General features: G+C 67.6%; 13 protein-coding genes. 8 read left to right on the plus strand and 5 right to left on the minus strand.

Going from position 1 to position 14,548, the window contains the following annotated elements:
- Positions 1–88: 88 nt before the first annotated feature.
- The 5 genes from KCTC_RS11780 to proB all read left to right on the plus strand — a co-directional run bounded on the left by KCTC_RS11780 (position 89) and on the right by proB (position 6,449).
- On the plus strand, positions 89–2,944 hold the full coding sequence (locus tag KCTC_RS11780; protein ID WP_179951403.1) for an Rne/Rng family ribonuclease: 2,856 nt from the start codon (positions 89–91) through the stop codon (positions 2,942–2,944).
- Between the two features lie 199 nt (positions 2,945–3,143).
- A complete protein-coding gene (gene rplU, locus KCTC_RS11785; RefSeq protein WP_174233048.1) occupies positions 3,144–3,446 on the plus strand; it encodes a 50S ribosomal protein L21 in 303 nt (100 codons plus the stop codon).
- 47 nt (positions 3,447–3,493) lie between these two features.
- The gene (rpmA, locus tag KCTC_RS11790) at positions 3,494–3,748 is read left to right on the plus strand and encodes a 50S ribosomal protein L27 (RefSeq protein WP_125569446.1); all 255 of its coding nucleotides are present in this window, start codon (positions 3,494–3,496) and stop codon (positions 3,746–3,748) included.
- An 84-nt stretch (positions 3,749–3,832) separates the two neighbouring features.
- Positions 3,833–5,383, plus strand: a complete 1,551-nt coding sequence (gene obgE / locus KCTC_RS11795) for a GTPase ObgE (RefSeq protein WP_174233049.1) — start codon at positions 3,833–3,835, stop codon at positions 5,381–5,383.
- Positions 5,373–6,449, plus strand: coding sequence for a glutamate 5-kinase (gene proB / locus KCTC_RS11800; protein ID WP_125569447.1), 1,077 nt, complete (start codon positions 5,373–5,375; stop codon positions 6,447–6,449). The genes obgE and proB overlap by 11 nt, the downstream gene beginning before the upstream one ends.
- 15 nt (positions 6,450–6,464) lie before the next feature.
- Here proB and KCTC_RS11805 read toward each other — a convergent pair whose 3' ends face one another.
- Both KCTC_RS11805 and ppk2 read right to left on the minus strand, forming a co-directional pair.
- Complete coding sequence (locus KCTC_RS11805) at positions 6,465–7,457, minus strand: magnesium and cobalt transport protein CorA (protein ID WP_125569448.1); 993 nt, start codon at positions 7,455–7,457, stop codon at positions 6,465–6,467.
- A gap of 82 nt (positions 7,458–7,539) precedes the next feature.
- On the minus strand, positions 7,540–8,430 hold the full coding sequence (gene ppk2, locus KCTC_RS11810) for a polyphosphate kinase 2 (RefSeq protein ID WP_231998714.1): 891 nt from the start codon (positions 8,428–8,430) through the stop codon (positions 7,540–7,542).
- A 68-nt stretch (positions 8,431–8,498) separates the two neighbouring features.
- Here ppk2 and KCTC_RS11815 point away from each other — a divergent pair, with 68 nt between their 5' ends.
- The 3 genes from KCTC_RS11815 to KCTC_RS11825 are packed head-to-tail and all read left to right on the plus strand — an operon-like array spanning position 8,499 to position 11,747.
- The gene (locus KCTC_RS11815; protein WP_125569450.1) at positions 8,499–9,638 is read left to right on the plus strand and encodes a cysteine desulfurase family protein; all 1,140 of its coding nucleotides are present in this window, start codon (positions 8,499–8,501) and stop codon (positions 9,636–9,638) included.
- 25 nt (positions 9,639–9,663) lie between these two features.
- Complete coding sequence (gene mnmA / locus KCTC_RS11820; protein ID WP_125569451.1) at positions 9,664–10,767, plus strand: tRNA 2-thiouridine(34) synthase MnmA; 1,104 nt, start codon at positions 9,664–9,666, stop codon at positions 10,765–10,767.
- Positions 10,764–11,747 carry a uroporphyrinogen decarboxylase/cobalamine-independent methonine synthase family protein gene (locus tag KCTC_RS11825; RefSeq protein WP_231998715.1) on the plus strand — a complete coding sequence of 328 codons (984 nt, stop codon included), beginning with the start codon at positions 10,764–10,766 and terminating at the stop codon, positions 11,745–11,747. The genes mnmA and KCTC_RS11825 overlap by 4 nt, the downstream gene beginning before the upstream one ends.
- Before the next feature lie 9 nt (positions 11,748–11,756).
- Here KCTC_RS11825 and KCTC_RS11830 read toward each other — a convergent pair whose 3' ends face one another.
- From KCTC_RS11830 to KCTC_RS11840, 3 genes are all read right to left on the minus strand, one after another.
- Positions 11,757–12,074, minus strand: coding sequence for a DUF2853 family protein (locus KCTC_RS11830; RefSeq protein ID WP_125569452.1), 318 nt, complete (start codon positions 12,072–12,074; stop codon positions 11,757–11,759).
- A 177-nt stretch (positions 12,075–12,251) separates the two neighbouring features.
- Entirely contained in the window at positions 12,252–13,889 is a 1,638-nt protein-coding gene (locus KCTC_RS11835; RefSeq protein ID WP_125569453.1) for an MFS transporter, read from the minus strand.
- A 22-nt stretch (positions 13,890–13,911) separates the two neighbouring features.
- Positions 13,912–14,517 carry a TetR/AcrR family transcriptional regulator gene (locus KCTC_RS11840; RefSeq protein ID WP_125569454.1) on the minus strand — a complete coding sequence of 202 codons (606 nt, stop codon included), beginning with the start codon at positions 14,515–14,517 and terminating at the stop codon, positions 13,912–13,914.
- Between the last annotated feature and the right edge of the window lie 31 nt (positions 14,518–14,548).

The raw sequence follows: 14,548 nt of genomic DNA on the forward strand, positions 1-14,548 counted from the left end.
GCTTTGCGCCCGTACGGCGTCGATTTCGGCGTACGCGGGACAACGACACGAGTTCGCCCGGTGTGTCGCGGCGGACGTAGGAGTTGGCATGACCAACGACAGCAGCACCACGCCCGAAGCAACCACCGACGTCACCGTCGAGGAGTCCTCCGCTCCGGCGAAGAAGGCTCCCGCCAAGAAGGCAGCAGCCAAGAAGGCGACGACGTCGGCGCCCGCCAAGAAGGCAGCAGCGAAGAAGGCCCCGGCGAAGAAGGCCGCAGCAGCGGCCGAGGACGACGAATCCGCCGCTCCGGCGAAGAAGGCTCCCGCGAAGAAGGCTGCTGCCAAGAAGGCGCCGGCGAAGAAAGCCGCCGCGAAGCGACCGGCGAAGAAGGCAGCAGCGGCTCCCGTCGAGCCGCTCGAGGTCGAGGCAGCCGACGAGACGTCTGCCCCCGCAGCGCCTGCGGCTCTGTTCCAGGTCCCGGAGAAGGCCCCTGCCGCGAAGCGTCGCTCGAAGGCTGTTGCCAAGCCGGCTCCGGAGCCCGCGGAGGACGACGAGCTCGAGCTCGACGCCGAGGACGGCGACGCGGCCGGCACCGATGACGAGGTCGTCGAGGCAGACATCGACGCGGACGACGCCGAGGACGAGGACGCCGAGGAGAACGAGGACGGTTCGCCGACCCCCGCACGCCGTCGCCGTCGTCGTGGTGGCCGCCGTCGCCGCAAGGGCCCGAACTCCGGTGGCAACGCCCAGGCCGGTGACGACGACGCCGAGGACGACGAGGACGAGACCGACCCCGAGAACATTGAGAGCGACGACCAGGTCGACGGCGAGGAGACCGAGGGCGAAGGCGGTTCGGCCAACTCGCGTCGCCGTCGCCGTCGCCGTCGTGCCGGGGAGTCCGGTGGCACCTCGGACGATGACCCGGAGAACACCGTCACCCGAGTACGCGAGACTCGTACGGCGGAGCAGCAGATCACCTCGATCTCGGGCTCGACCCGTCTCGAGGCGAAGAAGCAGCGTCGACGCGAGGGCCGTGAGGCCGGCCGTCGTCGCGCCCCGATCGTGTCCGAGGCTGAGTTCCTGGCCCGCCGCGAGTCGGTCGACCGCGTCATGGTCATCCGCCAGCGCGAGGACCTCACTCAGATCGCTGTGCTCGAGGACAAGGTCCTCGTCGAGCACTACGTCGCCCGCGAGTCTCAGACCTCGATGATCGGCGACATCTACCTCGGTCGCGTCCAGAACGTGCTGCCCAGCATGGAGGCTGCGTTCGTCGACATCGGCAAGGGCCGCAACGCGGTGCTGTACGCCGGTGAGGTGAACTGGCCCTCGCTGGGCTGGAAGGACGGCCAGCCGCGCAAGATCGAGTCGGTGCTGTCAGCCGGCCAGACGATCCTGGTCCAGGTCACCAAGGACCCGATCGGACACAAGGGTGCCCGCCTGACCTCGCAGATCAGCCTCGCCGGCCGCTTCCTCGTGTACGTACCCGACGGCACCACCTCCGGTATCTCCCGCAAGCTCCCGGACACCGAGCGCAACCGTCTCAAGGCGCTGCTCAAGGAGATCGTTCCGGACACCGCCGGCGTCATCGTGCGTACGGCTGCCGAGGGCGCTTCGGAGGAGGAGCTGACCCGCGACGTCGAGCGCCTGAAGGCCCGTTGGGCCGACATCGAGGCCAAGGTCGGCGGCAATGCGCCGCAGCAGTTGCACGGTGAGCCGGACCTGACCCTGAAGGTCGTGCGCGACCTGTTCACCGAGGACTTCTCCAAGCTTGTCGTCCAGGGCGATGACGCGTGGGCGACGGTCCAGGGCTACGTCCAGCACGTCGCGCCGGATCTCGAGGAGCGCCTGGAGCGCTTCGCGGTCGGCGACAGTGCCGGTTCGAACAACGGCAAGGACGCGTTCCAGACGTACCGCATCGACGAGCAGATCTCGAAGGGCCTGGACCGCAAGGTCTGGCTCCCGTCCGGCGGCTCGCTGATCATCGATCGCACCGAGGCGATGACCGTCATCGACGTCAACACGGGCAAGTTCACCGGCTCCGGGGGCAACCTCGAGGAGACGGTCACGCGCAACAACCTCGAAGCCGCCGAGGAGGTCGTACGCCAGCTCCGGCTGCGCGACATCGGCGGCATCATCGTCGTCGACTTCATCGACATGGTCCTCGAGTCGAACCGTGATCTCGTCCTGCGCCGCATGGTCGAGTGCCTCGGCCGGGACCGTACCCGCCACCAGGTCGCCGAGGTCACCTCTCTCGGACTGGTCCAGATGACCCGCAAGCGGATCGGTACCGGTTTGCTCGAGGCGTTCTCCAGCAACTGCACCCACTGTCAGGGACGCGGCGTCGTGGTCCATGACCACCCGGTCGAGGACAGGGGCGGCAACTCCGGCAGCGGGGCTGGTGGCGAGGAGCGGCGTCCGCGCCGTTCACGTGGTGGTCGGGCCGCAACGGTCGTTGCCGAGGTTGACGGCGACCACAAGATCCCGTCGCCGGCGACCTTCGCCGCAATGGCCCGCCACGAGGGCGAGGATGGTGAACTCACCGACTCCGTCGAGGGCGATGCCGTCGTCGCGGTGGAGCCAGAGACCGAGGTCGTGGAGACTCCTGCCCAGGCAGAGGTCGAGGCCGTGACGGTCGAGGCTGAGCAGTCCGAGGCGCCGACGGAGGAGTTCGTGGCCGCCGTTGTGGACGAGCCGGTCACTGAGACCGCTGTGGAGGTCGTTGAGGCTGCGCCTGAGACCCCCAGCGTGCCGGAAGCGCCGAAGGTATTGACGCGTACGCGCGGCGGTGCCCGTCGCGCTGTCGTATCGACCGGTGAGGCGGTCTCGCTGGTCGCGGACGACGTCGCACCCGCGGTGATCGAGACGCCGGCAGTCTCGGCGGTGACGACGCGTACGCGTGGTGCGAAAGCGCCCGCAGCCGAGTCGCCGGTCGCTCACGTCCCGGTCAAGAAGAAGCGCTAGATCCTTTCCGGCTCAACGGTTGTCGTCGCGACCGTTGAGCCGGAGAGGTCGGCCGGTGCCCGTGGTTTTGCGGGGGAGAGGCCGCTCCCGTACTCTTGACCCTCGGCGCGTAACCCGTGCCAATCTGCCGGCACCAACCCATCCCTGGATGGATTGCCGTGCTGCAGACGAGACGTTGAAACAGACAAAGGAGACCGCGGTGTACGCGATCGTGAAGGCTGGCAGCAAGCAGCAGAAGGTTGCCGTCGGCGACGTCATCCAGATCGACCTCGTCGCTGGCGACGAGGGTTCGTCGGTGACCCTCCCGGTCGTCATGCTCGTGGACGGCGAGAAGGTTTCGGCCTCGGGTCTCGACAAGGCCTCGGTCACCGCTGAGATCCTCGGCGGCACCAAGGGCCCGAAGATCATCATCCAGAAGTACAAGAACAAGACCGGCTACAAGAAGCGCCAGGGTCACCGTCAGAAGTACACCCAGGTCAAGGTCACCGCAATCAACGCGTGAGCGTTGTAGCGATATCCGAAACTTCAGAGATCCAGAGGGACTGAACAATGGCACACAAGAAGGGCGCATCGTCCTCCAAGAACGGTCGTGACTCGAACGCTCAGCGCCTCGGCGTGAAGCGCTTCGGCGGCCAGACGGTCAACGCCGGCGAGATCATCGTCCGCCAGCGTGGTACGCACTTCCACCCGGGCGCCAACATGGGCATCGGTCGCGACGACACGCTGTTCGCGCTGGCCGCCGGTGCGGTCGAGTTCGGCACCAAGCGTGGTCGCCGTGTTGTGAACATCGTCGTTCCGGAGTGAACTGACGACTTCGAGTTTGTCCGAAGGGCGTCCCGTTTTGGGGCGCCCTTCGTGTTTTTCCCACCCACCTGAGAGGCTGACCTCATGGCAGTGCCCACCTTCGTCGACCGCGTCACGCTGCATGTGGCGGGCGGTCGTGGCGGGCACGGCGTCGCGTCAGTGCACCGGGAGAAGTTCAAGCCGCTCGGTGGTCCCGACGGTGGCAACGGGGGCACCGGAGGGTCCGTGATCCTGCGGGTCGACCCCGACGTGACCACCCTCATCGACTATCACCACAGCCCCAAGCGCAAGGCAGCCAACGGCGGCCAGGCGGCGGGTGACTTCCGCAACGGTGGCCGGGGTGCCGACATCGTCCTCTCGGTGCCCGAGGGCACCGTCGTCACCGACATGCAGGGCAACGTCCTGGCCGACATGATCGGCGTCGGTACCGAACTCGTCGTCGCCCAGGGCGGCGCCGGTGGCCTCGGCAACGCTGCGCTGGCGAACTCCAAGCGGAAGGCGCCCGGCTTCGCCCTCCTCGGCGAGCCCGGGGAGGAGCGGGAGATCGGCCTTGAACTCAAGGTCGTGGCCGACATCGGTCTGGTCGGTTTCCCCAGCGCCGGCAAGTCGTCGCTGATCGCCGCCATCTCGCGGGCCCGCCCGAAGATCGCCAACTACCCCTTCACCACGCTCGTCCCCAACCTCGGGGTCGTACGCGCCGGCGACATGGTCTTCACCGTCGCCGATGTCCCGGGCCTCATCGAGGGTGCTGCGGAGGGACGTGGCCTCGGACACGAGTTCCTCCGCCACATCGAACGCTGTGCCGCGCTCGTACACGTCGTGGACGCCGCCTCGATCGAGCCCGGGCGCAACCCGGTGGACGACCTCGCGGTCATCGAGAACGAGCTGGCGCGTTACGGAGGTCTTGAGGACCGCCCCCGGCTCGTTGCGCTGAACAAGATCGATGTCCCCGATGGGCGGGACCTGGCCGAGATCACCCGCGCCGACATCGAGGCGCAGGGCTACCGCGTCTTTGAGATCTCGGCCGCCTCCACCGAGGGCACCAAGGAACTCATCTTCGCGATGGCCGAACTGGTCACCGCCGCGCGCGTGGAGAACCCGGACGCGGCTCCCGCACAGCGGATCGTGCTTCGCCCCGCCAGTGTCACCGGCGGCAAGGACTTCACGATCACGCCGACCGCCGACGGCTTCGTCGTACGCGGCGACAAGCCGGAGCGCTGGGTGCGTCAGACCGACTTCGGCAATGAAGAGGCGGTCGGCTACCTGGCCGACCGGCTCGATCGTCTCGGAGTGGAGGCGCGGCTCCTCGAGCTCGGCGCCGACGAGGGCGACACCGTCATCATCGGGCCTCCCGAGAACGCCGTTGTGTTCGACTTCAAGCCGTCGGTCCAGGCTGGTGCCGAGATGCTCGGTCGTCGTGGCGAGGACCAGCGCTTCTACGAGGAGCGCCCGGCTGCGACCCGTCGCAAGGAGATCGACGCGTTGATGCCGACCCGTGCCGAGACCGAGACCCGCGCCGATGTGGCCCGTCGGCTGGATGCTGAACAGGCCGCAGAATCGGTCGAGGTCGGCCCCACCAGCTATGTGATCGGCTCGGAGGACGACCCCGACTGGGACGGCCGCGATGACGCGTAGTGAGGTTCTCGACGCCCGCCGTGTGGTCGTCAAGGTCGGTTCGTCGTCACTGACGACCGCCGCTGGCGGCATCGATCCCGAGCGGGTCTCTCGCCTCGTCGATGTGCTGGCGGACGTACGCGCCCGTGGCATCGAGGTGGTGCTGGTGTCATCCGGTGCGATCGCTGCCGGTCTGGCTCCGCTGGGCCTGTCGGCACGTCCGAAGGCCCTGGCGGCCCAGCAGGCCGCAGCCTCGGTCGGGCAGGGCCTCCTGGTCCACCGCTACACCGAGGAACTCGCTCGCCACGGCCTCGTCGCCGGTCAGGTCCTGCTGACCGTGGATGACGTCTCCCGGCGTGCTCACTACCGCAACGCCACCCAGACGCTGTCCACGTTGCTGGACCTGGGCGTACTCCCCATCGTCAACGAGAACGACACCGTCGCCACCTCGGAGATCCGGTTCGGTGACAACGATCGGCTCGCCGCGCTGGTCGCGCACCTGGTCAGTGCGGATCTTCTCGTGCTGTTGAGCGACATCGACGGGCTCTACGACGCGCCTCCTGCCACACCCGGTGCCACCCGGATCGCCGAGGTCGCCGACATCGACGCCCTCGAGGTCGAGGTCGGCTCGGTCGGGGCTGCCGGTGTCGGCACCGGTGGCATGGTGACGAAACTCGACGCCGCCCGGATCGCGTGCTCGTCAGGGATCCCGGTGGTCCTTGCCGCCGCCGATGACGCCGCAGATGCGCTCGTCGGGAAGCCGGTCGGCACGCTGTTCCATGCAGCCGGACGCCGCCGACCCCGGCGACTGCTCTGGCTGGCCCACGCCACCGAGACACTCGGCACCGTGACCGTCGACGCCGGGGCTGCCCGCGCCCTCGTCGAACGCGGCGCATCCCTGCTGGCCGCCGGGCTGATCGGCGTACGCGGTTCCTTCGTGGCCGGCGACCCGATCGCCGTCGAAGGGCCCGACGGGGTCGCCATCGCCCGAGGCCTGGTCAACTACGACGCCGAGGAGCTTGCCGATCTCGTCGGGGCCCAGGGCGTACGCGAAGTCGTCCACCGCGACGATCTGATTCTTCTCTGACGCGTCAGAGAAGAATCACGGGTGCGAGGAGTCCTTGCGGAGCCAGACCCAGAGTGCGACCAGCGGCACGATCAGGCCGCCGAGGCCGAGGATCAGGAACGCCCAGAGCCCCGTGACGTTCTCGACGAGCCACGAGAAGTTCTGTCCGAAGAAGCCGGTGATGAAGGTCAACGGCAGGAACACGGTCGCCAGGACCGTGAGCCGTTCCATGGTGGCGTTCTGGCGTACGCCGACCCGTGTCTGTTCGACCGAGATCACCGACAGGTTTGCGTCGAGGATGGTGCTGAGCAGGTCCCGCTGGGCCGCGACCTCATCGTTGATCAGGGCCAGGTGGTCACCGACGTCGCGCAGGTACGGCTGCAGAACCCCGTCCTCGATCGCGCGTTGAAGGCCGTTGATGACCGCGATCAACGGGTGCACGGCGCGATAGAAGTCCGTGGCTTCCCGACGCAGGGAGTAGATCCGTTCAGTCGGAGCTGAGCTGCCGGAGAACACGGTCGCCTCGAGCTGGTCGATGTCGTTCTCGAGACCGGCGACGACCGGCCCGTAGTCGTCGACCACATGGTCGAGGATTGCCCACAGCACGGCGGCCGGGCCGGCCCTGAGCAGTTCCGGTCGCTGCTCGAGACGCAGCCGCGCCTCATGCAGTTCGCTCGCGATGCCCTGCCGGACGGTGATCACGAACGTCGGAGCCAGGAACACGCTGATCTCACCGAAGTCGATCTCCTCGGTGGCGTCGTCGTACCGGGCCGTACGCAGGATGACGAGTTGGACGTCCCCGTCGTACGCCTCCAGTTTGGGGCGCATGTGGAACGTCTGCGCGTCCTCGACGGCGAGCTCGTGCAGGTTGAAGGCCTCGCGTACGCGGCTCAGCTCATCGGGAGTGGGTTCGAGGAGACCGAGCCAACTGAACCCCTCCGCCTGGCACAACGTCGAGGCGTCGTGCAGGTCCATCGGACCGGAGCCCTGGCGTTGGCCGTCCACGTAGTGGGCGCAATCGACGATCATTTGTCCTCCAGGTGCGGAGCCGATCCGGTGCGGATGGGACCACGGTATTCCGTGCGGCGCCGAGAGCGTCGCGCCGAGCCGGTCAGTCGCCGATGGCGGACTTGCCGCGCTGGACGATCAGGGGATCGGGTTGACCGACGACCGAGTGGTCCTTCCCGTCGTACTCGACGGTGGAGAGGAAGTAGCGCATGGCGCTCAGCCGCGCACGTTTCTTGTCGTTGGACTTGATCGTCGTCCACGGCGCGGTCTTGGAGTCGGTGCGGTAGAGCATCTCCTCCTTGGCAGAGGTGTACGCACTCCACTTGTCGAGTGATTCCAGATCCATCGGCGACAGCTTCCACTGCCGTACGGGGTCGATCTGACGAATGATGAACCGCGTGCGCTGCTCCGACTGCGTCACCGAGAACCAGAACTTCGTCACGTGGATGTCGGACTCGATCAACATCTTCTCGAAGCGTGGAGCCTGCTCCATGAAGGTCTCGTACTCGTCGTCGGAGCAGAAGCCCATCACACGCTCGACTCCGGCCCGGTTGTACCAACTCCGGTCGAAGAGGACGAGTTCGCCCGCGGCCGGCAGGTGGTTGACGTACCGCTGGAAGTACCACTGCGTCCGTTCGCGTTCGGTCGGCTTCACCAGCGCCACCGTGCGCGCGTACCGCGGGTTGAGGTGCTCCATGAAGCGCTTGATCGTGCCGCCCTTGCCGGCTGCATCGCGACCTTCGAAGACGATCACGTGTCGAGCGCCGGTCTTCTGCTGCCAGTTCTGGAACTTGATCAGCTCGACCTGCAGTTGGTACTTCTCGATGTCGTACACGTGACGGTCGAGCCGTTCCTCGTACGGGTAGTTCTCCCGCCAGGTGTCGACGGCGTTGCCGTGCCGGTCGATCAGGATCGGGTCGTCGTCGTGGTCGTCGCCGATGTGGTGACCGTCGATGTTGAGGCTGTCGATGTACGCACGCAGGTCCTCGATCACGCGGCGAACGTACGGGCCGCAGTTGAACGCCGGGTTAATCGGCATCGCGCCGTACGCTGGGCGACGCCATGACCCGTGTCTATCTCGATCACGCCGCTTCCACGCCGATGATTCCGGCGGCGCTACAGACGTTGCTCGAGTTGTCGGGTCAGGTGGGCAACTCGGCCTCCTTGCACGGCTCGGGACGTGCCGCGCGCCGTGTTGTCGAGGAGAGTCGTGAACAGGTCGCGGCGGCTCTGGGAGCGCACCCGACCGAGGTGATCTTCACCTCCGGGGGGACGGAGTCGGACAACCTCGCGATCAAGGGAATGGCCTGGGCTGCGCGGGCCGCCGATCCGGCCCGCAACCGAGTCGTGGTGAGTGCTGTCGAGCACCACGCGATCCTGGATCCGGCGCACTGGCTGCACTCGGCGCAGGGCTTCGAGGTTGATGAGATTCCGGTTGACGGCGACGGCCGACCGGACATCCATATGCCGTTCCTCGGGCCGGACGTCGCTGTCGCGAGCCTGATGTGGGCCAACAACGAGACCGGCACGCTCCAGCCGATCGAGGACCTGGTCGACGCCGCCCGGACGACGGGGGTGCTCACCCATTCGGATGCCGTCCAGGCGGTCGGATCGGTACCGGTCGATTTCGGGGCGTCGGGCCTGGACGCGTTGACGGTGTCCGGTCACAAGCTCGGCGGGCCGATCGGGGTGGGCGCCCTTCTCGCACGGCGCGGCCTCGCCCTCACTGAACTTGCGCACGGAGGTGCCCAGGAGCGAGCCCGCAGCGGCACGATGAATGCGCCGGCCATCGGGGCCTTCGCGGTGGCCGTCGAAGCCGCAGTGGCGGACCAGTCCACCTTCGCCGCACGGGTCGGCGCGCTGCGCGACCACCTGGTCGCCGGGATCCTGGCGTCGGTCCCGGACGCGACGCTCAACGGCGGTTCGGACCGCCTCCCGACCCATGCCAACATCACCTTCCCCGGTTGCGGTTCCGATGACCTGCTGATGCTGCTCGACGCCTCGGGCGTGGAGGTCTCTACGGGGTCGGCCTGTACCGCCGGAGTGCCCCAGCCCTCGCACGTCCTGCTGGCGATGGGCCGCTCCGAGTCGGACGCCAGTTCGAGCCTGCGTTTCAGTCTTGGGCGCACCACGAGGGCAGACGACATCGAGCGCGCCGTCGCGGCCGCGGCCGACGCCGTTCGCCGACTTCGGCACCAGTAGCCACGCCCGTAGGCTTGCCTGCGTTATGAGAGTGATCGCGGCAATGTCAGGCGGAGTCGACTCCGCCGTCGCCGCGGCCCGCGCCGTCGAGGCCGGGCACGACGTCACCGGCATCCACCTGGCGCTCTCCCGCAACCCGGCGTCCTACCGGTCCGGTGCGCGCGGGTGCTGCACGATCGAGGACTCCAACGACGCCCGCCGCGCCGCAGACGTGATCGGCATCCCGTTCTACGTCTGGGACCTCAGCGACCGGTTCCACGAGGACGTGGTCGTCGACTTCATGGACGAGTACGCCGCCGGGCGTACGCCCAATCCTTGCCTGCGGTGCAACGAGAAGATCAAGTTCGCCGCGGTACTCGACCGAGCGCTGAACCTCGGCTTCGACGCAGTCGCGACCGGGCACTACGCGGTCCTCAAGGACGGCCCGGACGGTGTCGAACTGCACCGCGCCAACGACCAGGCCAAGGACCAGTCGTACGTCCTCGGCGTGCTCACCCAGGACCAGTTGAAGCATTCGCTCTTCCCGCTCGGCGACACTCCGAAGCCGCTCGTCCGCGAGGAGGCGGCTCGCCGCGGCCTGCTGGTCGCCGACAAGCCGGACAGCCACGACATCTGTTTCGTCGCCGACGGCGACAATGCCGGTTGGCTGAAGGAGAAGCTGGGCGAACGTCAGCCCAACACGGGTGGGTCAATCGTCGACGAGTCCGGAGTTGAGCTCGGTACGCACACCGGCACGGTCGGATTCACGATCGGTCAGCGCAAGGGCCTGCGGATCGGGGTTCCGGCGGCGGACGGCAGGCCCCGGTTCGTGCTCGACATCGAGCCGGTCAGTGGGACCGTCACCGTGGGCCCGAAGGAACACCTCGCGATCGACCACATCTCCGGGATCCGTCCGCTGTGGGCAGGATCTGCACCGACCACCCTCGACGGCTCGGTCCAACTCCGCGCGCACGGTGACGAACACCGAGCGAGGATCACGGTTTCGAGCTCAACCAACGAACCGTCGGTGGAGATCGACCTGCACGACGTCGCGTACGGGATTGCCCCGGGTCAGGCAGCCGTGATCTACGACGGCACGCGGGTCGTGGGTTCCGCGACGATCGCGTCCACTCGTCGGGTGTCGCAGTGACGATCGCGACCGGTATCGGCTCGATGCCCGGTGAGGACATCGCCGAATCGATCCGGGTCGTCCTCGGCGAGCTCCCCGAGCTGCCGTACCTGCCGGAACTTCCCGCGCGTGGTGCGGGCGCGCACATGATCGGGCGTGCGCTCGCACTGGTCGACCTGGACGCCGACCTCCAACCGGCCGGGTGGCGACTCACCGGCACCGCAGGGGGCCGGGGCCGCGATCAGCGGCGAGCGCAGAGCCGGTTGGCGCAGGACCTCGACGTCCTGGAGGAACAGACGCAGGACTACACCGGAGCCTTCAAGGTCCAGGTCACCGGACCGTGGACATTGGCCGCGACTGTGGAGCGCCCTCGCGGGGACCGCCTCCTCGCTGATCACGGAGCGCGTCGCGAGCTCGCCGAAGCACTGGCCGACGGCCTGACCAGCCACATCCACGACGTACACAAGCGCGTGCGCGGCATCACCCGGCTCGTCGTCCAGGTCGATGAGCCCTCGCTGGCCGGAGTGCTTGCCGGCGCGATCCCGACGGCGTCGGGGTACGGACGACACCGCTCGGTCGACCTTCCGGAGGCCTCTGCGCTTCTCGAAATCGTCCTGGGTGCGGTCACCGCCGAAGGTGCCGAACCCTGGGTGCACAGCTGCGCACCGCGTACGCCCTGGTCGCTCGTCCGCGGTGCCGGCGCACGCGGCCTGTCGGTGGACCTGAGCCTGATGTCGCCTGCCGATCACGACGTGCTCGCCACCGCACTCGAGGCGGGGGAGACGGTGGCGTTGGGCGTGGTGCCGAGCCTCGACGCCACGATCAGCGACAAGCAGGTCGTGACCTCAGTGCTCAGGTGGCTGGACATGCTGGGACTCGACCCCGAGGAGCTCGGTCCTCGACTGATCGTGACGCCGACCTGCGGCCTGGCGGGTGCGAGCCCTGCGTACGCGCGAACGGCGCTCGCCCAGTTGAGGACGAGCGCCGCTGCGCTGAGTTGATCGACGCGATCAGCTGAAGAGGCCGAGCTTTCCGTACTTCTCCGCCAGCAAGTAGTAGACCGTGATACGCGACTTGGTGCGGTCGGCCTTCATCGTCTCCGCGACCTCGTCAAGGTCGGCGTCGGCGTCAGCGTCCGACAGCTCCAGGCCCAGCTTCTTCGTGAGGAAGTTGGCCTTGACGGTCGCGCGCTCCTCGGCGTCGGACAGTGCGACGTAGCGCGAGTCCGCATCGGTCATCACCAAGCGGTAGTTCTTCTCCAGACCCGCGATCGCGGCGTCGTCCGCATCCGGACGGTAGATCTTGACGTCAGCTGCCCAGTCGGCCATGTCAGTGCTCCCTCTGTGAATGGCGCCGCCGAGATCGGGCGCTCTGCTCGATCGTAGGCACGGATCTCACCGAGGCATAGAGCGATCGGTGAAGTCGTAGGTGAACAACAGGCAGCCCACAACGACGACGCGGCGCCCGCCCCGGAGGGCGAACGCCGCGTACTCAGTCGTGCTGGATCACGCCATCGCGCCGGGTGCGGTGTGATCGCCCTGGATCTCGGAGTGCTTGACATTGAGCACGATCCACAGCAGAGCCGAGGCGCCCCACATCATGAACGCGCCGACCAGGAAGGCCGTCGTGGAGCCGTGCGTGAACGCCGCCTGACCGACCGGGGAGACGGTCATTTGTGCTGGCGTCAGAGCGGCCCCGTGACCAGCGGGCAACTGGGCGACGAGCGCGTTGGCCTTGGACGTGATCGCGTTCACGGCGATGGTCGACAGGATGGCGAGCCCCAGGGCACCACCGAGCTGCTGAGCGGTGTTGAGCACGCCCGAGCCGACACCCGCGTCCCGCTCGTCGACACCGTGCAACGCGGTGAGCATCATCGGGATGAACGTCAGAGCCATGCCGAACGCCATCACAGCGATGTACGGGAAGATCTGCGTCCAGTAGTTCACGCCGTCGACGTACACCGGTGACATGCCACCACCGACCCAGCGGTGGGTCAGGTCGGCGAGGTTGGCCGCGGAGTCATTCACGTGCAGTCGGCTGAACATGAACAGCGACAGGCCGGCAAGCGCGGTGCCGGTGCCGGAGATGAATCGGGGATCGACCTTCGCGACCAGCTTCGAGGAGATGACGGCGCCGAACACCATCGCGAACGGGAACGGCAGGAATGCCAGGCCTGCCTGCAGCGGCGAGTAGCCCATCACGTTCTGGATGAACTGGGACAGGAAGTAGAACATCGCGAACATCGCGGCCGGCACGATGAACATGGTCGTGAATGCGACTCCGCGTGTCCGGTTGGTCAGGATCCGGATCGGAAGGAGCGGGTGCTTCATGCGTCGTTCGACGACGAAGAACGCAACAAGTAGAGCGGCTCCGACGATCAGGAAGGCGAGCGTCTCGCCCGACCCCCAGTGTGTGTGTCCGCTGGTGTCCGGGACGCCGCCGTGCTCCACGCCGTACACGATCGAGACGAGCCCGAGGGTGACGGTGAGGGCGCCGAAGACGTCGAGGCTGTTGCGGCTCTTCTCCGACTCCGCGAGTACGCGGGTTGCCAGGAAGGCCGCCACCAACCCGATCGGGACGTTGATGAAGAACGTCAGCCGCCAGCCGTGGACGCTGCCGATGTCCAACCCGGTAAGCCAGCCGCCGAGCAGGAGGCCGATCGCCGCCCCGACGCCGGAGAGCATCGCGAAGATCGAGAAGGCGCGGTTGCGCAGCGGACCGGCCGGGAAGTTCGTGGTGATCAGAGCGAGCGCGGTGGGGGAGGCCAGTGCTGCCCCGACGCCCTGGAGCGCACGGGACGAGAGGAGCATGCCCTCGTTCTGGGCGAACCCACCCAGCGCCGACGCGACGGCGAAGAGGGTGAGGCCGATGACGAAGACCTTGCGGCGTCCGTAGAGATCGCCGGCGCGACCGCCGAGGAGCAGCAGACCGCCGAAGGCGAGGGCGTACCCGGTGACGACCCACTGCAGGTTGCCCTGGGAGATGTGCAGGTCGTCGCGGATGTGGGGGAGCGCGATGTTGGCGATCGTCGAGTCGAGCACCACCATCAGTTGCGCGGCACAGATGACCAGGAGGGCAAGTCCCAGGTGCTTGTTGGCGGTTCCGGATTCCTCCGGTGCCGCCACGGTTGCGGTGTCTGTCATGTCGCTGCCTTTCGGAGGGGGTTCAGCGGGTCTGGACCGGTGCGCCGAAGGTGGCGGCCGGAAGGATCACGTGGTCGATGACGCGGGTGACGAGTTCGCTCGTCGGGACTTCACCGAGCAGGTACGAGCGGTGCAGCACGATCGCTGCGAGGGCGGGGCCGATGATCTCGAGGTCGATGTCGGGAGAGACCTCTCCGCGTTCGACGGCGGCCCGGTAGATCGCCTGGGTGACGGCGAGCTTGGGGCCGATGAACCTCTCGCGGAAGGTCGTCGCGAAATCGGGGTCGGTGTGGGTGGCGGTCAGGACAGCGCCCATGACCTCGGCGGCGCGAGAGTTGGCGATCCCGGTGTGGCCGCAGAAGGTTTCGATGAGGTCGCCCCGCAGGGTGCCGGTCGCCGGGATCGCAGGGTTCGGCATGTCCTTCGCCTTGACCAGCGCGTCGATCACGAGAGCAGCCTTCGACTCCCAGCGGCGGTAGAGCGTGGCCTTGGACGCCTTCGCCTGCTTGGCGACCGCATCCATCGTGAGTCGGTCGTACCCGACCGCCACGAGGAGGTCGATGGTCGCCTCGAGGATCTCGTCCTCGCGATCGCCCTCGACCCTTGGTCGCTGTCGAACTTCCACCATGTGTGCCGCCTACTTGGTACGAAACCGTTTC

The organism is Nocardioides baekrokdamisoli, from assembly GCF_003945325.1.
In the GTDB taxonomy this organism is placed as follows: Bacteria; Actinomycetota; Actinomycetes; order Propionibacteriales; family Nocardioidaceae; genus Nocardioides; species Nocardioides baekrokdamisoli.